We start from the raw sequence: 21,135 nt of genomic DNA, 5'->3' as shown, positions 1-21,135 counted from the left end.
GAAAAGGTTATTTGGTGCCTGAATGACCAAAACCGCCTTCTCCACGATCTGAGCTATTAAACTCATCCACTACGGTAAACGTTGCCTGTACAACGGGTACAAACATCAATTGGGCTAATCGATCGCCAATTTCGAGAGTAAATGGTTTATCACTTCTGTTCCAACATGACACCATTAACTGTCCTTGGTAATCGGAGTCAATTAAGCCGACTAGATTACCCAAAACAATGCCATGTTTATGGCCCATGCCTGAGCGCGGTAAAATCACAGCGGCAAGGCCTGGGTCTGCCACATGAATGGCGATACCTGTTGGAATCAATACAGTTTGATTTGGCTCAATGACCATTGCGCTGTCGATCATGGCACGTAAATCCATGCCTGCGCTACCGGGTGTCGCATAAGCTGGCAATGGGAATTCACTGCCTATACGTGAGTCGATAATTTTTAGTTCAATGGGTGTTTTCATGATTTTTTTAATTGTTTTTCTATCAATGTAAGTAATTGGCGCGCCAGTGTCAGTTTGTCTGTTGTGGGCAGTTGTTGGCTGCCGTCTTGCCAAAATACCTGTAGTGCATTGCTATCGGCATTAAAGCCTAAGCCTTGAATAGAAACATCATTGGCGGCAATCATATCAAGCTTTTTGCGTTGAAGTTTGCCACGGGCGTATTGCTCTACATCGTTGGTTTCTGCTGCAAAGCCTACAGTAAATGGACGAGGAGTGTGCTGAGCTACCGTGGCTAAGATATCAGGATTCCGCACTAGCGCAAGTTGCATTTGTTCAGCCGATTTTTTTATTTTTTGATCCGCAACGTCAGCAATCCGATAATCAGCTACTGCGGCGCAACCAATAAAAATATCATGTTGTTCAACCTGTTCCATCACAGCATCAAGCATTTGTTGTGCTGAACTCACATCAATGCGTGTAACACCTGCTGGGGTGGCCAGATTAACCGGACCTGAGACTAATGTGACGGTTGCGCCCATTTCCGCAGCTGCTTGGGCTATAGAGAAACCCATTTTTCCTGAGCTGTGGTTGGAGATATAGCGCACTGGGTCAATCGCTTCACGCGTTGGCCCTGCGGTAATGAGTAACTGATGACCTTGTAATATCTTGGTGCCAAAAAATTGTATCAGTTGTTCTGCCATAACCACGGGTTCTTGCATTCTGCCAGGGCCGACTTCACCGCATGCTTGATTACCTGAGGCGGGTTGCCAAATGGTAAAGCCTTTACGGGCTAAATTAGCCATGTTTTCTTGGGTCGCAATATTTTGGTACATTTGCTGGTTCATTGCAGGGCAAACAATGACGGGGGCGCTGGTCGCTAAACAGGTGGTTGTTAACAAGTCATCTGCCATGCCGGCATTAATACGTGCCATTAAATTTGCCGTAGCAGGTGCAAGCAATACAACATCAGCCCAACGAGCGAGTTCGATATGACCCATAGCCGCCTCTGCTGCGGGATCGAGCAAATCTGAGGCTACTGGATGGCCTGAGAGCGCTTGTATGGTTAATGGGGTGATAAACTCCATCGCGCTCTGAGTCATGATGACACGCACGTCTGCGCCACGCTCTTTTAATCGGCGGATCAAGTCTGCACTTTTATATGCGGCAATACCGCCACCAATTCCGAGTAATACTTTTTTATTTGTCAGCATGATGCACATTATCCGACTCAAACCTAATTGCGGCTAACAATATCACAAACCTATGACAATTTGCGCAGATCCAATCTCAAAAATATCGACCATACTGTATAAGCAATTCGAACTCTATTTTTGAAAAAGACAACAATTCGTTATTGGTACTGTGCTTGCTGATTCTGTGTTGTTTTTGTTATTCAGAGTCGACTTAATGCGTTTAATGGCATCGCCACATTGAATATAAGGGACATTCATGGGAATTAAAGATTGGCCACAAGGAGAAGGACCGCGAGAAAAATTATTGCTCAAAGGTGCAGGGCATCTTTCGGATGCAGAATTGCTTGCGGTGATATTACGTAATGGTCTGGCAGGGCAAAATGCGGTCGATTTAGCCCGAAACATGATTAATCAGTTTGGTGGTTTGCGCAGTTTACTGAGCGCACCTAAAAGCCAAGTATGTAAATTAGCCGGTGTTGGGCCGGTAAAATATGCTCAATTACAGGCTGCAGCGGAAATTTCTAAGCGAATTGCCCATGAAAATCTACAAAGAGGGCAAATTTTGACAAATCCTGATTTAACTCGGGACTATTTAATGAGACAATTGGCAGACCGATCCTATGAAGTGTTCGCCTTACTATTGTTGGATACCCAACATAGAGTCATTCAATTTGTAGAATTATTTCGTGGCACCATCGATTCTGCTTCTGTTTATCCTCGCGAGGTTGTAAGCCTTGTTTTGGAGAAAAAAGCGGCAGCGGTAATTGTGTGTCACAATCACCCGTCTGGCATTGCAGAGCCAAGTCAGGCTGATCGGCGAATAACTGAGCGAATAAAAAATGCATTGGCAACCATAGATGTTTCTTTGTTAGATCATATGGTTGTAGGTGATCAGGAGATAGTCTCCTTTGCCGAGCGTGGGTGGATTGTATAAACACTGCTTGATCTTCTATGGTCAATCGTGTATAAAATGCGCCCTCTTTGTGCCTCGGGCGACGGCCATACGAGGCACATTAATGCTCGAGCGTTAAAAATTTGTTTTGGAGAAGATTGACATGTCAAGAGTATGCCAAGTAACTGGCAAGAAGCCAATGGTTGGTAACAACCGTTCGCACGCAAAAAATTCGACTCGTCGTCGTTTTTTACCTAACCTACAAAACCACCGTTTTTGGTTAGAAGAAGAAAAGCGTTTCGTGCAATTACGTGTATCTACTAAAGGTATCCGTATTATCGACAAGAAAGGTATTGAAGTGATTGTTAAAGAACTTCGTGCCCGTGGCGAGAAGGTATAATAGAAAATGGCTAAATCTAAAGGTAATCGTGAGAAGATCAAATTAGTATCTAGTGCTAAAACTGGTCACTTCTACACTACTGAAAAGAACAAGCGTAACATGCCTGAAAAAATGGAAATCAAGAAATTTGATCCAGTCATTCGTCAGCACGTTATGTACAAAGAAGCTAAAATCAAGTAATTGATTTTTGATTCTTAAAAAAGCCCCTTAATTGGGGCTTTTTTTATGCCTGTTTGAAAATAGTCTATACTGAATCGAACAATAATCAGCTGAGTAAACACCGTTAGTCAGGTTCTGAATTTAGTCTATACAGCAGTTGTTTATGTCACGAGGTGCATGGCTAATGTCATTGGATTTTATTGAGCCATTTCCGCATGGTCATATCGCCATTATGTTGAAATATTGCTATACAGATGTGATGCAAATATCATAATTAAATGCGTAAAGTATTATTAACGGCTAAAACAAGCTAACTTTTTGGCTGTAATGATTTTTTCATAATAAATTGAGACACTGTGTTTTACTTGAAGTGAAATAAAATGCTTTAAAAGTGAATTAAAATGCAATACCATTCTTTTTTGATACAGCAAACCGTCATGTGGCATTTATTGTCATCGTCATTAATGAACATCAAACCTATACCGAGGTGAATTTGCCCGTGAGAACCACTGAATTAGTTGATGGATTTCGTCATTCTGCACCCTATGTTAATGCTCATAGAGGTAAAACTTTTGTCGTTATGTTGGGTGGTGAAGCATTAGCGCACCCACAATTCCGCGGTATTTTAAATGATGTGGCTTTGTTGCATTCACTTGGGATTGAGGTGGTATTAGTTTATGGAGCAAGACCACAGATTGACGCAGGTTTAAAGGCGGCTGGAATTGAACCGGCATATCACAATGGTATTCGTATTACCGATGATGAAACCCTGAAGATTATCAAGCAGGTTGCTGGGGCGACTCAATTTGATATTACTGCTAGGTTGTCGATGAGCTTGGGCAATACGCCAATGCAAAATGCGCAAATAAACCTTGTGAGTGGTAATTTTGTTATTGCACAACCATTAGGTGTAGATGACGGTGTCGATTTTTGTTTAAGTGGCAAGGTGCGCCGTATTGATGCGCAAGGCTTACGTCGTCAATTAGACAATAACGGTATTGTATTAATGGGGCCAATTGCCGCTTCTGTTACAGGTGAAAGCTTTAACCTGACCGCTGAAGAAGTTGCGACCCAAGTAGCGATTAAGTTAAAGGCCGATAAGATTATTGGTTTTAGTGATACCAACGGCCTTATCGGTAAAAATGGTGAAGTGATTGCCGAGCTGATGCCGGACGATATTGAAGAAATGCTTAAGACGATGGCTGTAGATGACCATACTTCAGTTGGCACCGTTGCATTCTTAAAAGCCAGTATTGAAGCATGCCGCCGAGGTGTACCTCGTTGCCACTTAGTCAGTTATTTAGAAGATGGTGCGTTACTGCAAGAGTTGTTTTCACGCGAAGGGATTGGTACCCAAATTGTTACCCAAAGCGCCGAACGTTTACGTAGAGCGACTATTAGCGACATAGGCGGTATCTTAAACCTTATTCGCCCATTGGAAGAGCAAGGCATTTTGGTGCGTCGCTCACGCGAGCAACTCGAGATGGAAATTGAACAGTTTATGCTGGTTGAGCGCGACAACTTAGTGATTGGTTGTGCAGCTTTGTATCCGTTTGAAGAAGACAATGCGGGTGAGTTTGCGTGTTTAGTGGTTCATCCTGATTATCGCGATGCTGATCGTGGTAGCATTTTGCTTAATAACATTATTGGCCAAGCTCGCGTGCGTGGTTATTCACGTCTATTTGCGTTAACGACCCGTAGTATCCATTGGTTTTTAGAGCATGGCTTTAATATTGTTGATGTTGAAGAACTGCCGAATAAGAAAAAACAGCTGTATAACTATCAGCGTCGTTCAAAAATTCTTGCGTTAGATTTGTAGAAGTAACAAGGCCGTTAACACATAAAAAAGCCGGATGAGTATAAAATCATTCGGCTTTTTTGTGGGTGAAGCATCAGTGCTTTGAGTGACTTCATTTTCCCATTGTAGAGCTTATTATGCTGACGCTTTGGCTAAGGCGTTACGTCGTTGACGTTGCAATATCATGTCGCCAACAAAGATAACTAACGCGCCCCAAATAAATCCAAAGGTAATGCCTTTTTCGATATCAAACGGTTCATTAAACAGTTTTACCGCCAAGATGAACATGATACTTGGGCCAATATATTGGAAAAAACCTAAAATCGAAAATGGAATTCTGACAGCGGAACCCGCAAAACACAGTAACGGAATCGTTGTGACAATACCCGCAGCGACTAGGAGTAAATTCAGGTCGAGAGTGTTGGTTAGCATGCTCGTTGTCGAACTGTCTAAGGTGATGAATAGATAACCCAGAGCGATAGGTAACAAGATTGCTGTTTCGACTAATAAACCTGATTTTGCGTCAATATTAACTTTTTTGCGCAGTAAACCATAAAACCCAAAGCTGGCTGCCAAGGCTAATGATAAAAGCGGAATAGAGCCAAAAGAGATCAACTGCACTAGTACTCCTATACTGGCCAACGCCACTGCAACCCATTGCAATTTTCGCAAACGCTCACCCAGAAATACCATTCCCAATAAGACGTTAAACAGCGGGTTGATAAAATAGCCTAGGCTAGCATCGAGCATGTGGTCGTTGTTGACTGCCCAAATAAAAATCAGCCAATTAGCGGCAATTAATATTGAGGTGATCAGCAATATTAATAATTGCTTGGGCTGTTTTAAAATCAAACGTAAACGGCTAAATCCACCAATAAATTGCATCAAAATAACCATGAATATAAATGACCAAATGACACGGTGCATTAATATTTCGGTGGCAGGGACATGATGTAATAACTTGAAATAAAGCGGGGCAATACCCCAGATGGTGTAGGCGCAAATGGCGAGAAGCACCCCTTTACGATATTCTAAATCAGGCATAGTAAGTCAACAGTGGGGAGAACTAAAAGAGAGGGCGATTGTAGGTCGCCCCCTAGAATGACACAAGTGCTTAAGCGATTTCTTTTATCGCTAGAGTGTCAGTTATATATTGCGATAATGACCGTTTAGCCCACCATATATGTGCCAGTCCCAAATGCGATGTGAACACCTTGTTCATTGTGTAATTCCATCCGGCAAACGGATACACGATTACCAGAGCGAATAACCGTGCCAGTGCCAGTGAAGATTTCACCCCGACCGGGACGTAAAAAGTCGACCCGCATATCAATAGTGCCTAAGGTGGTTAAGCGTTGTTGTAATTCTTCAAGAGTCCAATCTTCTCTACTGGCAACTAGCCCGGCAAATACTGTCAGTCCGCCGACAACATCAAGTAATGTCGCAGTGACACCACCATGAAGAATATTTTGATGAATATTGCCGATAAGCTCGGGTTTCATTTTTATCACCACTTCAACCCCATTGATGTCGTAGTGTTTGATATCTAAACCGAGTAAATTATGAAATGGAACATGTTGATCAAAAATATCAGCAACTTGCTGTAAAGCTTGAGTTTGAATCGATGTGGTCATGAGCAATCCTTGTCGTTTTATTCTTATTATCGTTGTTATTTATAGGGGAGACTTACTGCCATAGAGTATTTAATCTAACCCTAAAGTGGCGTCGACTCAATCATCTATCTTGGATGAAAACATCGCAAAGGTGTTTTGGTTCAAGACATCTGTGGCTCAGTGCTTTAAAATGAGTGCCCTTTGAATGATGATGTTGTTAATGGATACTCCGATTTCGACCAATATTGCGTCCTCAAATGTGTTGACGACAGAGCAAGATGTACTTGCAGCGAGCTTGCAGCAAGTTTTTGGTTATCGTGCCTTTCGTGAAGGGCAGCGAGAAGTCATTGAGCAAAGTTTACAGGGCCAAGATACCTTAGTGATTATGCCTACCGGTGGCGGCAAAAGTATGTGCTATCAATTGCCTGCTATTGTGCTGCCTGGTGTGACAGTAGTGGTGTCGCCATTAATTTCGTTAATGAAAGACCAAGTCGACAGTTTACTGCAAAGTGGTGTGTCAGCTGCTTATCTCAATTCATCTTTACCGCGTGAGCAAAGTGCTGAGGTGTTGCGTAAATTACATGCTGGTGAGATTAAATTGTTGTATGTTTCTCCAGAGCGACTTTTACGTCCTGATTTTATTGAGCGTCTGCAATCGGTTGATATTTCAATGTTTGCCGTTGATGAAGCCCATTGTATTAGCCAATGGGGCCATGATTTTAGACCTGAATATGCGGCATTAGGGCAGTTAAAAGAATATTTTCCTTACTTACCTTTAATGGCCTTAACTGCAACCGCAGATCATGCCACGCGTTTGAGTATTTGCGAGCGTTTAGGGGTAACCCCTTATACCTTGTTGTCCAGTTTCGATCGTCCAAATATTCGCTATACCGTGGCAGAAAAACTTAATGCGGCTAATCAATTACGTCAGTTTCTAACTATTCAAAATGGCACCAGTGGGATTGTGTATTGCAGCAGTCGTCGTCGAGTTGATGAGGTGGCCGAGCGTTTACGCTTACAAGGATTTAATGCTCAAGCATACCATGCCGGTTTGAGCCAGGAAGAGCGTGGTAACGTTCAAGATAAATTTCTAAAAGATCAAATCGATATTGTGGTGGCTACGGTGGCCTTTGGCATGGGGATTAATAAATCTAACGTACGCTTTGTGGTGCATTACGATATTCCTAAAAGCATTGAAGCTTATTACCAAGAAACAGGCCGTGCAGGCCGCGATGGTTTAGATGCAGAAGCTTATATGTTATTTGATCCTGCCGATATAGGCCGGGTTAGGCATTTGATTGAGCAATCTGAACCAGGGCCTCAACAACAAGTCGAATTTCATAAATTGCATACCATGGCAGCATTTGCTGAAGCGCAAACGTGTCGTCGCCAAGTGTTGTTAAACTACTTTGATGAAGTGGCCTCAAAACCTTGTGGTAACTGTGATATCTGTCTTGATCCACCCAAGCGATATGATGGTACTGAAGATGCGCAAAAAGTACTGTCTTGTATTTATCGTTTACAGCAACGTTTTGGTATCCACCATGTAATTGAAGTATTGCGCGGTTCAAAAGCGGCTAATATCGTTGATAGAGGCCATGATAAGTTATCGACATGGGGCATTGGTAAAGATAAATCAACTGAGTTTTGGCTCAGTGTTATCCGCCAATTAATTCATTTAGGTTTGATGAGTCAGGATATTACCCGCGGCTCTGCAATTAAGCTTAACCCTGCCGCAAGACCAATCCTTAAAGCTGAGTTATCGTTAATGTTAGCGGAACCTCGGATTCAATTGATTGATGTAAAACGCAAACCCAATGGACGTGCACCGCAACAGTATGATCGTAAGTTGTTTGCTCGGTTAAAATTACTGCGTCGCGAACTAGCTGAGAAAAATGACATTCCACCCTATTTAGTCTTTAACGACGCAACACTCGCAGAGATGTGTGCGATGCTGCCCACAAGCCCTGGCGAGATGCTCGCGGTAAATGGTGTTGGGCAGATTAAGCTTGACCGATTTGGTGGCGAATTTTTAGATGAAATTTCTGATTATTTGACCAAAGGTTAGTGGTTTAGTTTTCATCAGGAGAACTGTTTTTCTCTTGAGATTTTATTTTATTCAATTGATTTAAAACTGCTTTTTTAACGAGTACTTCAAAAGTATCAAGTTGTTGTAAACTCGCCATACCAATATTTACTTTGAGCTCGGATTTCCATTCACCAAGTACTTGCTCTATTTGGGTTATGACTCTTGCCGCCCCCACTGACGATGCGTGTGGCAAGATAATAATGAGTTCATTAGTATTATGCCGAAACAATTGGTCTTGCTCTCTAAGTGTATTTTTGAGCCGCGGAATAATAAAGGGTATATCCTCAATATTGTTATTACTGATATTAATCAGTAGCATACTTAATTGATAGTGCCCTTGTTTGGCATTATCTAACATATTGTCTATACGGTGCTGCTGGCTTTCTTCTTGAGCATTCACATTATTGAGTCGCTGTGGTTTACGGGCCAAAAATAGGACTAATCCAACAGACAGTAACAAAATCATCAAGGCGGTAATGGTTAAATTTTGATTGATGTTGCTGACAGGTTTCTCTGGTGGTGTACTGGCTTCACTTTGTGCTGTTATTCTGGCTTTATACTGCATAAAGTGGGCATTGTTTAACTTGGCCGCAGCTTGTTTAGCGGCACCAAAACGCTGCACCTGAAATTGATAAGCCGATTCAAATTGATTTTGTTCAGCGTAATATTGACTGATTATCTGGTTAAACTCCTCTAAATCCGAAAATTGCTCAAGTTCAGTGGCTTGCTCAATAATTTCATTTAGCAGTGACAAGGCTTGGTTGTCTTTATGTTGTGCAAAATACACTTTGGCTAATGTACGCTTGATGCGCATGACGTTGATTGGTTCTTGGTATTTTTTGAATAGTTCGATGCTCGATAAAGCGAGTTGTTCAGCAATATCATAATCGCCAACATACAAGTGAACACTTGCCAGTAAGGAATTACTGGTGGTTAAATCTCTTTCTGAGGTGTTTTTACTATTTGCAGCCTCAGCTTTTTTGAGGTAGTAAAGTACTTTTTCTCTATTGTTCAATGTAATACTGATACGAGCTAAATTAATTGCAAATGCAAATTCTAGCTTGCCAAAAGTAGATGAATCTTCATATGTTAATTCAGCAAAGTGTAATGCCTCTTTGAGATCCCCCATTGAAAAAAATACATTTGCAATTTCAGATAACAAGTATGATTTAGGGACCAAATACCAATCCTGAAATTGTGCCTGAGCATCACTAAAAATATCTAATGCTAAACGTAAATCCTCAATCGATTGGTTATAGTTTTCTAGGCTGGTGTTTTGACTACTGCTTAGAAAAAGACTATTTACAATAGCTTGTTTTTCAGAATAACGCTTGGCTAAACGTAGTGCTTCCTCTGTGAGAAGCTGCTCTTGCAGTATATTACCAAGGCTCTGATGTGCAGCGGCTTGGCATTGTATAAAGTAGGGGCGAGCTGTGTCGTACTTAAACTGTCTAGCATTTATTTCACCTTGTTTTGCTAAGGTGATTGCTTGGTTAAACTCATTAAACTCTAATAAGTTAAAACAATGTAATAGTGTTAAGCGCAGAGCATTTATATTGGTTAGTGGTTGTTTAGCGTGTTGTTGCTCGAGTGAATCAATGAGTATTTTGGCGTCTGCAGATCTTTGAGTATTAATATTGCTGATCACATCGAGTTGTTCTCGAGCGCTCAGTTGTTGAGTTTCGGCAATGATATCGGTGGAAAGTAATAAACGTTGCGATGGTTGAGCCAAAACTGCCGTAGTCGCTAAATATAGTGTGAGGCCAAAGATTAAAGCAAAAATGCGACTAAAGTTATATTCAATACTCTTTTTCGACAACATCATCGTCATATATCTACTTAACATGGGGTGATAGCAGTATACGATTATTTATATCCAGATACATAAAAATATAATCGATGCAGCAACTTAGATTGATGTTTATTTGCACTTTGAGAGGTAAGTTCATTAATTGAAAGCGAATCAATATTGGCTGATAATGTCGCTGGTTAACTGTAATGAAGCACTAGTACGCTATCATCTTTTTCACGTTGACCAAATTAGGGTTGACACAGACGGCTGGTCGCGTTACATATTAGGCATAGACATATTTTGTACGTCAATCATTTAGCATAATTAGTTATTAAAAGTGAATACTAACGTCATGAATACACAATCAGCTTTACTCGGACTCCTCCTCCTCTCACGCATATCCTGCGCGGAGTCCTTTGTGTTACATGTAAAATAATTCATTAAACATACACAAACCCCGCGCTAATTGTCGCGGGGTTTTTTTTTAGCCCTTTTGAAATGAAGCCGTTGTGTACCTCGCAGCTAATTCAAATAAACATGATGGTCGATGGAGAAATTCGATGTCCAATAGAGTCATAATCTTTGATACTACCTTACGTGATGGTGAGCAAGCATTAGCAGCCAGTTTAACCGTTAAAGAAAAGCTACAAATTGCGTTGGCTCTAGAGCGTTTAGGTGTAGATGTAATGGAAGTGGGTTTTCCTGTTTCTTCTCCGGGCGATTTTAAATCGGTGCAGACCATTGCTAAAACCATTAAAAACAGCCGTGTGTGTGCGCTATCTCGTGCACTTGAAAAAGACATCGATGCTGCAGCCCAGGCTTTGTCGGTTGCCGATCAATTTCGAATTCATACCTTTATCTCTACTTCGACCATTCATGTTGAAAGTAAATTAAAGCGCTCTTTTGATGATGTATTAGAGATGGCCGTTAATGCGGTTAAATACGCCAGACGATTTACAGATGACGTTGAGTTTTCATGTGAAGATGCTGGTCGCACACCAATCGATAATTTATGTCGTATGGTTGAGGCGGCGATTAAAGCCGGTGCTCGTACCATTAATATTCCTGACACCGTAGGTTACACAGTGCCAAGCGAGTTTGGTGGCATTATTCAAACCTTATTTAATCGGGTTCCTAATATCGATCAAGCCGTTATCTCGGTTCATTGTCATGATGATTTAGGCTTGTCGGTGGCCAATTCAATTGCTGCAGTTGAAATGGGCGCCCGCCAAGTTGAATGTACTATTAATGGTATTGGTGAACGTGCCGGTAACTGTTCGTTAGAAGAAATCGCCATGATTATTGCAACTCGCAAAGATTTGTTAGATTTAGACTGTGGTATTAATGCCAAAGAAATTCACCGCACCTCATCGCTAGTGAGTCAATTATGTAATATGCCGATCCAAGCCAATAAAGCGATTGTGGGAACTAATGCATTTTCTCATTCATCGGGCATTCATCAAGACGGTATGCTTAAAGCCAAAAATACTTACGAGATCATGACACCAGAAAGTATTGGCTTAAACCGTAATAATTTGAACATGACTTCACGCTCTGGTCGCCATGTGATTAAACATCGCATGGAAGAAATGGGTTACCAACAAACTGACTATGACATGGACAGTCTTTACGAGCAGTTTTTGACCTTAGCAGATAAAAAAGGCCAAGTGTTCGATTATGATTTAGAAGCATTGGTATTCATGGAGTCGCAAGCGCAAGATGACGATAAGTACCAGCTTCAGCACATGATGGTGCATTCTGATTCGACTGAAGGTGTCGCCACTGCCACGGTACGTATTGCGGTTGATGGCAACGATATTACTGAGGCTGCTACGGGCAATGGTCCTGTTGATGCAGCATACAATGCTATTGCACGCGCAACAGAGCGTAAAATTAATATCACTAATTACAAGTTAAGCGCGAAAGGCGAAGGTCAAAATGCGCTTGGGCAAGTTGATATTACCGCAAAATATAATGAACAAATGTTCCACGGCGTTGGCTTAGCCACAGACGTCGTCGAAGCATCAGCTCAAGCGTTAGTACATGTGATGAACTTAGTGTACCGCGCAGATAAAGTGGCTGACTTTAAACAACAGATCCATAAAGAAAGGGAGTTAGGCGGCGTATGAGTTATCAAATAGCAGTTTTGTCGGGTGATGGTATTGGTCCTGAAGTGATGGCTGAAGCGCGTAAAGTGCTCAGTGCTGTTGAGACACGTTTTGGGCTGGATATTCAATACACCGAATTTGATGTCGGCGGTATTGCCATTGATAACCATGGTTGTCCTTTACCTGACGCGACTTTAAAAGGCTGCGAAGCAGCTGATGCGATTTTATTTGGTAGTGTGGGTGGCCCCAAGTGGGAAAATTTGCCACCAAACGATCAACCTGAGCGCGGCGCATTATTGCCCTTGCGTGGTCACTTTGAGTTATTTTGTAATTTACGCCCAGCCAAATTACATGACGGCTTAGAGCATATGTCACCGCTTCGTAGTGATATATCAGCCCGTGGTTTTGACGTGTTGTGTGTCCGTGAATTAACTGGTGGTATTTACTTTGGTAAGCCGAAAGGGCGCCAAGGTGAAGGAGATGATGAAGAAGCCTTTGATACCATGCGTTATAGCCGTCGCGAAATTAGTCGTATTGCTCGTATTGCTTTTGAAGCCGCGCGTGGACGTAAAAATAAGGTGACTTCGGTAGACAAGGCCAACGTATTAGCCTGTTCAGTATTATGGCGCCAAGTGGTAGAGGAAGTTGCTAAAGACTTTCCGGATGTCACTTTAGAACACATCTATATTGATAACGCGACTATGCAGCTATTACGTCGTCCTGATGAGTTTGATGTGATGTTATGTTCTAACTTGTTTGGTGATATTTTATCAGACGAAATTGCCATGTTAACTGGCTCTATGGGGTTATTGTCTTCGGCAAGCATGAATAGCTCTGGTTTTGGCTTATTTGAACCTGCCGGTGGCAGTGCGCCAGATATTGCTGGCCAAGGTATTGCTAATCCGGTAGCACAAATTTTATCTGCTGCATTAATGTTACGTCACAGCCTAAAGCAAGAAGAGGCGGCAAGCGCTATTGAACGTGCAGTGACAAAAGCATTGGCAAGTGGTTATCTAACCGGTGAATTATTGGCTGCAGACAAACGCAGCGAAGCTAAGTCGACAGCGCAAATGGGTGACTTTATCACCCAGGCAATAAAGGAAGGTGTGTAATGGCCCAAGTGACAAGTAAAACCTTATATGAAAAAGTGTGGGACTCACACATTGTTGCCAGCCCAGAAGGTGAAGCGCCAGTTGTGTATGTTGATCGTCATTTAGTCCATGAAGTCACATCACCACAAGCATTTAGCGGTTTAAAAGTGGCAGGGCGTAAACTCCGCGCGCCACAAAAAACCTTTGCCACGATGGATCACAACACCTCAACGCGCAGCGCCAGTTTAGATGCGTTAAGCCCAATGGCGCGTACTCAAGTTGAAACACTGGCACAGAATTGTAAAGAGTTTGGCGTGCGCTTGTATGACATTCATCATCCTAATCAAGGCATTGTTCATGTAATGGGGCCAGAGCTGGGGATTACCTTACCCGGTACTGTGATTGTGTGTGGTGATTCTCACACCGCGACCCATGGTGCGTTTGGTGCGTTAGCATTTGGTATTGGCACATCAGAAGTTGAGCATGTGTTGGCAACCCAGACACTACGTCAGTTAAAAGCCAAGAATATGAAAGTTGAAGTGCGTGGCAAAGTAACCGATGGCGTGACGGCTAAAGATATCGTGTTAGCGATTATCGGTAAGCTTGGCATGGATGGTGGTACAGGTTTCGTGGTTGAGTTTTGTGGTGAAGCCATTGAAGCATTAACCATGGAAGGCCGCATGACCTTATGTAATATGGCCATTGAAATGGGCGCTAAAGCTGGCATGGTTGCGCCTGATGAAACCACATTTAACTATCTTAAAGGTCGTGAATTTGCGCCTAAAGATGCAATGTGGGAACAAGCTGTTGCAGCATGGTCTGAGCTTAAATCTGACGCAGATGCTGTGTTTGATGTCGAAGTGGTATTAGATGCCAACGATATTGCGCCGCAGTTAACCTGGGGCACTAACCCTGGTCAAGTCGTTGCGATTGATGGTGTAGTACCTAATCCAGAAACTGAAACCAACAGCACCAATCGCACCAGTATGATTAAAGCCTTAGAGTATATCGGCCTGACGCCTGGCACTAAGATGACTGACATTAGCATCAATAAAGTGTTTATTGGCTCTTGTACTAACTCGCGTATTGAAGATTTACGATCCGCTGCTGTGCACGCTAAAAACCGTAAAGTTGCAGAGGGTGTTGTGGCGATTGTGGTACCTGGTTCTGGCCAAGTGAAGTTACAGGCAGAGGCAGAAGGTTTAGATAAAATCTTTATTGAAGCTGGTTTTGAATGGCGTTTACCAGGTTGCTCGATGTGTTTAGCGATGAATGATGACCGTTTAGAAGCTGGCGATCGTTGTGCATCAACCAGTAACCGTAACTTCGAAGGCCGTCAAGGTCGTGGTAGTCGTACTCATTTGGTGAGCCCTGCTATGGCAGCCGCTGCAGCAGTAGCTGGTCACTTTGTTGATATTCGCAAACCTTACTAAACCGAGAGAGGAGATAAACATGCAAGCATTTACTGCCCATACCGGTTTAGCGGTAGCCATTGATAGCGCTAATGTCGATACCGATCAGATTATTCCTAAGCAATTTTTGTCTAAAGTCACCCGTGACGGTTTTGGTGTGCACTTATTTCATGATTGGCGTTACTTGGATGACGTTGGCGATCAGCCTAATCCTGATTTTGTACTTAATCAGCCACGTTTTAAAGGCGCTTCTATTTTATTAGCACAAGAAAACTTTGGTTGTGGATCGTCGCGCGAGCATGCGCCATGGGCACTAGCTGATTTTGGCTTTAGAGTGATCATCGCGCCGACGTTTGCCGATATTTTTTACGGTAATTCGATTAATAACGGTCTGTTACCCGTTAAATTAACATCGGCACAAGTACAACAATTAATGGATGAAGTGGCAGCCAATGAGGGAGCAAAAATTACCGTTGATTTACAAGCTCTCACAGTTACGTCACCTTCAGGAAGCGTGTTTGATTTCACTATAGTGGAGTCTGCTCGACATAAGTTATTGAATGGTCTTGATGCGATTGGTTTGACGTTGTCATTTGAACAACAAATCAGTGATTATGAAACTCACATACCTGCCTGGTTCGCATAATCGGCTATTTCGGAATGTTTGAGAGTACCGTTTAAATAGCATGAACTATAAATTAACAGCCTCTTGATGATGTCATCAAGAGGTTTTTTTGTTTTTAATTGTAAACGTTTTTATGTCACTATTTTGTAATATAAGTACTGGGTGGACTTATTTTAGATGAATATCGTTAATTATTTAAGCTCACTAGTGTGCCATATAAAGTTATTTAACCTAATGTTTTTAAATGATAAAAAATAACTTTTCCTTATGTGATGTTAAATCAGTTTACAGCTATACCGCTTTTAGTTTCTTTTTTATAGCTGAAAATTAAAAGTTTGATCATGATCACAATTTTAAATTCAATCACTCACTTCTTGTTCCGTCTCTTTACGCAGTTGCAAAGCTTTTTTGGATCAGTACACTGGCGGCTTCATTTAAATCGAGTTTTTGCTCTATAAAAGTCGATTTATGCAGTTTGAAACTAAGACACAGAGAATCATAATGAAAAAAACAGTGTTAACACTGGCGATTAGCGCCATTGTATTTGGGGCAACAACTCAAGTGAACGCGGCAGGTTTTCAACTTGCAGAATATTCAGCAACAGGTTTAGGCCGTGCATTTGCTGGTGAAGCGGCTATTGCAGACAATGCGTCAACTCAAGCGCGTAATCCAGCCATGCTAGCTTATCTAGAAGGCCGCCAAGTATCAGCGGGTGGCATTTATGTTATGCCAAATGTTGATGTGGTTGGTGATGTCGGCATTTCTTCACCGTTATTAGGCTCAGAGCCATTAGTGATTGGTGCTGACGCATATGATGTTGCTGATAATGCATTTGTGCCAAACTTTTATTATTCAAACCAGTTGAATGATCAATGGACTTGGGGTCTAGCGGTTAATTCAAATTATGGTTTAGCGACAGATATTCCGGTAGCGGATGCAGCGGCTATTTTTGGCAGTAAAACCTCAATTACCACTGTCGAGTTTAATCCCAATGTTGCTTTCCGCATTGATGACTCATTCACTGTAGGTGCTGGCTTACGTGTTGTGTACGGTGAAGGTGAAGTTAGTGCAACCGCTCCAGGTTGGATTGATGCGATTAAAGCTAATCCTAATTTACCTGCAAGCATCAATGCACGCTTACCTTCAGGTGGTACAAATTTAAAGTCAATGGAAGGTGATGATGTTGGTTATGGATGGAAAGCGGGCGCGAGCTGGCAAATTAACTCAGCTAACCGTATCGGTTTGGCTTATCACAGTAGTGTCGATCTTAAATTAGACGGTCATGTGTCTGGTGTGGCTTATAACGGTGGTCAAAATATTGAAATCGAAGGCTACTTACCTATTGAGTTACCTGCATTTGCAGAACTTGCTTCTTATCACCAGTTAACCGAAAACTGGGCAATGCATGCCAGTGTTAATTGGACCGAATGGAGTGTGTTTGAGCAACTAGTGGCGTATTTCCCTGGTGATGTTAAGCCAGTAGGTGGCTTAGAGTCAGACGTAGTAAAAGAAGAAAACTTTAAAGATAACTGGCGTTATGCGCTTGGTACCACCTATACCCTTAATGACCAGTGGACATTACGTGCAGGTATGGCATTAGATACAACTGCGGTTGATGATCAGCATCGCACCACGACCATTCCAGATTCTGACCGTTTATGGTTCAGTGTGGGTACCGGTTATCAAGTCTCTAAAAATTTGAATGTTGATGTGGGTGTGACTTACATTCGCACTTATGGTGACGCACCCATTACAGAGACTCAGGGCCTACAAGATCTTGCAGCGGTTAGCTTCACTGGTGAAGCCACCGGTGATGTATGGTTAACAGGTGTGCAGTTAAGCTATAAGATGTAATAAGCTCTGCTAGTGTTGATATTTAAGGCCTCGCAGTTGCGAGGCCTTTTTATTTCTGATCTACAGTAAAATGATGATGTTTTCTGTGAACGGGTGACAATTACTTGCATTAATTTTATATGTCGATGTACGATGTCACATTGGCTTATTAAGCAGATAAATCATATAAAAATAATAATGACAAAATGATATAGGAAATCAGATGGTTGCAAAAAAATACATTGTCGCGTTAGATCAAGGCACTACAAGTTCTCGTGCCATTGTGTTTGATCATCAAGCGAATATTGTCGCCGTAGCACATCGTGAATTTACTCAACATTATCCGCAAGCGGGGTGGGTAGAGCATGATCCGATGGAGATATGGTCTTCACAAAGTTCAGTTTTGGTTGAAGTGCTAACTCGCGCGGGCATTAGCCGTCATGATGTTGCCGCGATAGGGATTACTAATCAACGCGAAACCACGATTGTCTGGAACAAGCACACAGGTAAGCCTGTATGTAATGCAATTGTATGGCAATGTCGCCGCAGCCAGGCAATATGCCAACATCATAAAGCACAAGGTGCTGAAGATATGGTGCGCCAGAAAACTGGGCTGGTACTAGATCCATATTTTTCGGCGTCAAAAGTTGAGTGGATTTTAAACAATGTTGAAGGCGCTCGTGAACAAGCCGAAGCCGGTGATTTATTGTTTGGCACCGTTGACACCTGGTTGGTGTGGAAACTCACACAAGGTGAAGTCCATGTGACCGAACCGACTAATGCATCTCGGACCATGTTATTTAACATTCATGACCAGCAGTGGGACCAAGAGTTGCTTGATCTGTTTAACATCCCTCGGGCAATGTTACCTGACGTGAAACCGTCTTGCGCAATATACGGCTATACCGAATTGGCTGGCAATCATGTTCCTGTAGCGGGCATGGCTGGCGATCAACAATCGGCGTTATTTGGCCAATTGTGCATTGAGCCTGGGATGGCTAAAAATACTTATGGCACAGGGTGTTTTTTGTTAATGAACACGGGTGACAAAGCGGTAGAGTCTACCCATGGGTTATTAACGACCATTGCTATTGGCGCTGATACAAAGGTGAATTATGCCCTAGAAGGCTCGGTATTTATGGGCGGCGCGGTCATTCAGTGGTTGCGTGATGAGTTAGGTCTTATTGCCGATGCTTGTGACACCCAATATTTTGCCGACAAAGTAGACGACACTAATGGCGTTTACTTGGTGCCTGCATTTGTGGGTTTAGGTGCGCCTTATTGGGATGCCGATGCCCGAGGTGCCATTATTGGTTTAACCCGGGGAGCCAATCGGAATCATATTATTCGCGCAGCATTAGAAGCAATTGCATACCAGTCTCGTGATGTGCTTGATGCTATGAGCAAAGACTCTAATGTACCGCTAACACAAATTCGAGTGGATGGTGGTGCGGTAGCGAATGACTTTTTAATGCAATTTCAAGCCGACATTACTGGGGTAACGGTTATTCGTCCGCAAGTAACAGAAACCACTGCGATGGGAGCTGCATTCCTCGCTGGCTTGGCTGTTGGTGTATGGAAGTCGACCGATGAATTAAAAACCATGCTGTCTACCGAGCGGGAGTTTACCTCAACAATGGATATAGAGACTCGTGCCACCTTATATAAGGGCTGGCAGAAAGCTGTATCTCAAGTGAGCCCTAATGGTGACGTTGGGTAAACGAAGTAAATATTACACTTCAATATCAATAAGCTGACTAGCGGTTTCTCCCCGAGTGGAGAATCGCTTATCCGTTTTCATTCGCCTCATTCGGCTACCTAGATTTTTTTTCTCATTAACCGTTCTAGGTTTGGCGCGTCTTTCTTGACGTGGCGCTTCCTGCCGTTGAATCGGCATTTTATGAGTAATGCTGGGGGGTAATTGTGACTGAGGCGCCTCGTGGCTGTCTGCACTTATCGCACTGGTATGTTTGACTTGTTCAACAATCCTCTTACGCTCACTCACTGCCTGTACAGGTCTAGCTAGCATGGCATAAATGCTGTCGATACTCATGTTGCTCTCCTGTGATGGTGAAATGAAGCTGGATGTTTATCATCATAACTGTTTATCGGCTTAATTTGATTAAAATTTAATCTTATTTAGATTTTGGATCGTTTAATTACCTCTTTCATACTCTTGGTTGACTGGCTCCCTGTTGGTATGGGTGTTATCAATTATGCTCATTTCATTATTTTTATCAGTTATTCAATGATGTACCAAGGGCAATAGAATAACGTTAACGTCGCGATGTTTTCCCATTTACGACCTCTAAAGGCGTATTTCCGCGTCAATAGCTTATCTATTGCCTATTAATGCAACGAAGTTAACAGGACACAGCGTTGAGCAGATCGATATCGCTGTAGCGTAATTTCTTAAGTGATAACACTGCTTTTAACTGTTTATTGTTGAGTCATCATCACCGTACATCCCATTAAGGCATTAAGAATAATTAACTGTGATTGCGAGATGAATTGATAAAATGCTTGCCCTCAACATGCAGGGTTAATGTTATACACCGTGATGTTCTGCAATCGATTTTTGGTCGTTAATACTTAGCCATTGATGCTTAGTAATCGATGTTTAGCAGATGATGTTTAGCAGTAACCTAATGATCAAAAGTTGTTTTAGCAGCGTTATTTAGCAGTGTTATTTAGCAGTGTTATTTAGCTAGGCAATTTACCTGAGCAATACGATACAGAAGGTGAATAGAGAGGTTTTTTCGTCTCAATAATGCTGATATTGAAGATACTCGACAGGCATAAGCATAAAATAAAGAGCTTTTTTAAACGTAGAAAATCGACTCAGTCGACTATTTGTTGATTTTTAATGTGCTTAAAATTGAGCTGTTGAGCAATATTACGAGGTAAAGATGGAGCATTCGAACGATTAAATAACATTAATTAAAAAGATCGCGAGTCTATTTTAGCCGATAAAGTGACCGTTATGTCTCTGGTTTAACTCATTTACCCTGATTTTTAGCTGTTTTCCTATGACAGCTCTGTCATTCATCCCGCTTGATATTAATTTGCTGCTAACCCGCTTGGGGTCTGGATTTAATATATCTGTCCATTGCTTGACAACACTTGCATAGAGTCCCTAAACTTAGCATTTGTGGGAAGAAGTGGATCATTGTGGATCAAATGACAACATTAAGGGCTAAATAACGTGTTTCGTGGTGCCAGTGCAATCAACATGGATGCTAAAGGGCGGATCGCTATTCCAGCGAGATACCGTGATGCGTTACGTGTGGAGCATGCCGGTACTGTGATTATGACCGTTGATATTGACGCTGCTTGTTTGTTGATTTATCCGTTACATGAATGGGAGCAGATTGAAGCAAAGCTAAGATTGCTTTCTGATACCGATCCACTTGAGCGTTCCTTTAAACGAAAATTACTAGGTCACGCACAAGATTGTGAACTAGACAGCCACGGACGTATTGTGATTCCGCCGGCATTGCGAAGTTTCGCCAGTTTAGAAAAGAAAACCATGCTGGTGGGCTTACTGAATAAATTTGAATTATGGGAAGAGAGTGCTTGGCAGCAACAAATGGATGATGGCAATGCGCTCATTCAAAGCCAAGATTTAGCCAGCAATGAACGCTTGGCACACTTTTCACTGTAATGACCAAAAAGGTTAGAAGAA

18 protein-coding genes are annotated in these 21,135 nt (G+C 42.2%); 12 read left to right on the top strand and 6 right to left on the bottom strand.

The features are described 5' to 3' along the window. Nucleotides 1-7: 7 nt before the first annotated feature. Nucleotides 8-466: a dUTP diphosphatase gene (gene dut / locus H5125_RS08935; protein ID WP_101088521.1), complete on the bottom strand. Its 459-nt coding sequence runs from the start codon at nucleotides 464-466 to the stop codon at nucleotides 8-10. Then, the gene (gene coaBC, locus H5125_RS08930) at nucleotides 463-1,659 is read right to left on the bottom strand and encodes a bifunctional phosphopantothenoylcysteine decarboxylase/phosphopantothenate--cysteine ligase CoaBC (RefSeq protein WP_182744082.1); all 1,197 of its coding nucleotides are present in this window, start codon (nucleotides 1,657-1,659) and stop codon (nucleotides 463-465) included. Before coaBC ends, dut begins: the two co-directional genes overlap by 4 nt. Nucleotides 1,660-1,894: 235 nt before the next feature. On the opposite strand from coaBC, the gene radC reads away from it, so the two are divergent. From radC to argA, 4 genes are all read left to right on the top strand, one after another. Then, a complete protein-coding gene (gene radC / locus H5125_RS08925; protein WP_101088520.1) occupies nucleotides 1,895-2,572 on the top strand; it encodes a RadC family protein in 678 nt (225 codons plus the stop codon). Nucleotides 2,573-2,693: 121 nt separating this feature from the next. Continuing rightward, complete coding sequence (gene rpmB, locus H5125_RS08920; RefSeq protein WP_011639236.1) at nucleotides 2,694-2,930, top strand: 50S ribosomal protein L28; 237 nt, start codon at nucleotides 2,694-2,696, stop codon at nucleotides 2,928-2,930. Between the two features lie 6 nt (nucleotides 2,931-2,936). After that, complete coding sequence (rpmG, locus tag H5125_RS08915; protein WP_011494790.1) at nucleotides 2,937-3,110, top strand: 50S ribosomal protein L33; 174 nt, start codon at nucleotides 2,937-2,939, stop codon at nucleotides 3,108-3,110. 478 nt (nucleotides 3,111-3,588) lie between these two features. Continuing rightward, nucleotides 3,589-4,908, top strand: a complete 1,320-nt coding sequence (gene argA / locus H5125_RS08910; RefSeq protein ID WP_011639235.1) for an amino-acid N-acetyltransferase — start codon at nucleotides 3,589-3,591, stop codon at nucleotides 4,906-4,908. A 114-nt stretch (nucleotides 4,909-5,022) separates the two neighbouring features. Here the strand turns inward: argA and rarD are convergent, their stop codons facing one another. Next, on the bottom strand, nucleotides 5,023-5,931 hold the full coding sequence (rarD, locus tag H5125_RS08905) for an EamA family transporter RarD (RefSeq protein WP_101088519.1): 909 nt from the start codon (nucleotides 5,929-5,931) through the stop codon (nucleotides 5,023-5,025). 125 nt (nucleotides 5,932-6,056) lie between these two features. Continuing rightward, on the bottom strand, nucleotides 6,057-6,521 hold the full coding sequence (locus H5125_RS08900; protein ID WP_162024097.1) for a thioesterase family protein: 465 nt from the start codon (nucleotides 6,519-6,521) through the stop codon (nucleotides 6,057-6,059). Between the two features lie 199 nt (nucleotides 6,522-6,720). Between H5125_RS08900 and recQ the strand changes: the two genes are divergently transcribed. After that, the gene (gene recQ, locus H5125_RS08895; RefSeq protein ID WP_182744081.1) at nucleotides 6,721-8,568 is read left to right on the top strand and encodes a DNA helicase RecQ; all 1,848 of its coding nucleotides are present in this window, start codon (nucleotides 6,721-6,723) and stop codon (nucleotides 8,566-8,568) included. Between the two features lie 4 nt (nucleotides 8,569-8,572). Here the strand turns inward: recQ and H5125_RS08890 are convergent, their stop codons facing one another. Further along, nucleotides 8,573-10,420, bottom strand: coding sequence for a hypothetical protein (locus H5125_RS08890; protein WP_182744050.1), 1,848 nt, complete (start codon nucleotides 10,418-10,420; stop codon nucleotides 8,573-8,575). 521 nt (nucleotides 10,421-10,941) lie between these two features. Between H5125_RS08890 and leuA the strand changes: the two genes are divergently transcribed. The 6 genes from leuA (at nucleotide 10,942) to glpK (ending at nucleotide 19,170) form a co-directional block, all read left to right on the top strand. Further along, nucleotides 10,942-12,510, top strand: coding sequence for a 2-isopropylmalate synthase (gene leuA / locus H5125_RS08885; RefSeq protein WP_101088516.1), 1,569 nt, complete (start codon nucleotides 10,942-10,944; stop codon nucleotides 12,508-12,510). Further along, complete coding sequence (gene leuB, locus H5125_RS08880) at nucleotides 12,507-13,601, top strand: 3-isopropylmalate dehydrogenase (protein ID WP_162024094.1); 1,095 nt, start codon at nucleotides 12,507-12,509, stop codon at nucleotides 13,599-13,601. Before leuA ends, leuB begins: the two co-directional genes overlap by 4 nt. Further along, complete coding sequence (gene leuC / locus H5125_RS08875; protein ID WP_182744049.1) at nucleotides 13,601-15,013, top strand: 3-isopropylmalate dehydratase large subunit; 1,413 nt, start codon at nucleotides 13,601-13,603, stop codon at nucleotides 15,011-15,013. The genes leuB and leuC overlap by 1 nt, the downstream gene beginning before the upstream one ends. A 19-nt stretch (nucleotides 15,014-15,032) precedes the next feature. Then, nucleotides 15,033-15,638, top strand: coding sequence for a 3-isopropylmalate dehydratase small subunit (gene leuD, locus H5125_RS08870; RefSeq protein WP_182744048.1), 606 nt, complete (start codon nucleotides 15,033-15,035; stop codon nucleotides 15,636-15,638). 480 nt (nucleotides 15,639-16,118) lie between these two features. After that, on the top strand, nucleotides 16,119-17,471 hold the full coding sequence (locus tag H5125_RS08865; RefSeq protein WP_101088512.1) for an outer membrane protein transport protein: 1,353 nt from the start codon (nucleotides 16,119-16,121) through the stop codon (nucleotides 17,469-17,471). A 202-nt stretch (nucleotides 17,472-17,673) separates the two neighbouring features. Beyond that, on the top strand, nucleotides 17,674-19,170 hold the full coding sequence (gene glpK, locus H5125_RS08860; protein WP_101088511.1) for a glycerol kinase GlpK: 1,497 nt from the start codon (nucleotides 17,674-17,676) through the stop codon (nucleotides 19,168-19,170). A gap of 12 nt (nucleotides 19,171-19,182) precedes the next feature. On the opposite strand, the gene H5125_RS08855 is transcribed toward glpK, so the two are convergent. After that, nucleotides 19,183-19,503, bottom strand: coding sequence for a hypothetical protein (locus H5125_RS08855; protein WP_101088510.1), 321 nt, complete (start codon nucleotides 19,501-19,503; stop codon nucleotides 19,183-19,185). Nucleotides 19,504-20,655: 1,152 nt separating this feature from the next. Here H5125_RS08855 and mraZ point away from each other — a divergent pair. Next, a complete protein-coding gene (mraZ, locus tag H5125_RS08850; protein ID WP_059746825.1) occupies nucleotides 20,656-21,114 on the top strand; it encodes a division/cell wall cluster transcriptional repressor MraZ in 459 nt (152 codons plus the stop codon). Nucleotides 21,115-21,135 lie beyond the last annotated feature (21 nt).

Origin of the sequence: Shewanella sp. SR44-4, from assembly GCF_014163715.1 — a bacterium.
Taxonomy (GTDB): domain Bacteria; phylum Pseudomonadota; class Gammaproteobacteria; order Enterobacterales; family Shewanellaceae; genus Shewanella.
This window is presented reverse-complemented; position numbering and strand designations above follow the sequence as displayed.

Bases quoted from the DNA above. Each gene is read 5' to 3' on its own strand.
- leuB (WP_162024094.1), top strand. From the start codon at position 12,507: ATGAGTTATCAAATAGCAGTTTTGTCGGGTGATGGTATTGGTCCTGAA.
- recQ (WP_182744081.1), top strand. From the start codon at position 6,721: ATGGATACTCCGATTTCGACCAATATTGCGTCCTCAAATGTGTTGACG.
- rpmB (WP_011639236.1), top strand. From the start codon at position 2,694: ATGTCAAGAGTATGCCAAGTAACTGGCAAGAAGCCAATGGTTGGTAAC.
- leuD (WP_182744048.1), top strand. From the start codon at position 15,033: ATGCAAGCATTTACTGCCCATACCGGTTTAGCGGTAGCCATTGATAGC.
- dut (WP_101088521.1), bottom strand. From the start codon at position 466: ATGAAAACACCCATTGAACTAAAAATTATCGACTCACGTATAGGCAGT.
- rpmG (WP_011494790.1), top strand. From the start codon at position 2,937: ATGGCTAAATCTAAAGGTAATCGTGAGAAGATCAAATTAGTATCTAGT.
- rarD (WP_101088519.1), bottom strand. From the start codon at position 5,931: ATGCCTGATTTAGAATATCGTAAAGGGGTGCTTCTCGCCATTTGCGCC.
- glpK (WP_101088511.1), top strand. From the start codon at position 17,674: ATGGTTGCAAAAAAATACATTGTCGCGTTAGATCAAGGCACTACAAGT.
- H5125_RS08865 (WP_101088512.1), top strand. From the start codon at position 16,119: ATGAAAAAAACAGTGTTAACACTGGCGATTAGCGCCATTGTATTTGGG.
- H5125_RS08855 (WP_101088510.1), bottom strand. From the start codon at position 19,503: ATGAGTATCGACAGCATTTATGCCATGCTAGCTAGACCTGTACAGGCA.
- leuA (WP_101088516.1), top strand. From the start codon at position 10,942: ATGTCCAATAGAGTCATAATCTTTGATACTACCTTACGTGATGGTGAG.
- H5125_RS08900 (WP_162024097.1), bottom strand. From the start codon at position 6,521: ATGACCACATCGATTCAAACTCAAGCTTTACAGCAAGTTGCTGATATT.
- leuC (WP_182744049.1), top strand. From the start codon at position 13,601: ATGGCCCAAGTGACAAGTAAAACCTTATATGAAAAAGTGTGGGACTCA.
- radC (WP_101088520.1), top strand. From the start codon at position 1,895: ATGGGAATTAAAGATTGGCCACAAGGAGAAGGACCGCGAGAAAAATTA.
- H5125_RS08890 (WP_182744050.1), bottom strand. From the start codon at position 10,420: ATGACGATGATGTTGTCGAAAAAGAGTATTGAATATAACTTTAGTCGC.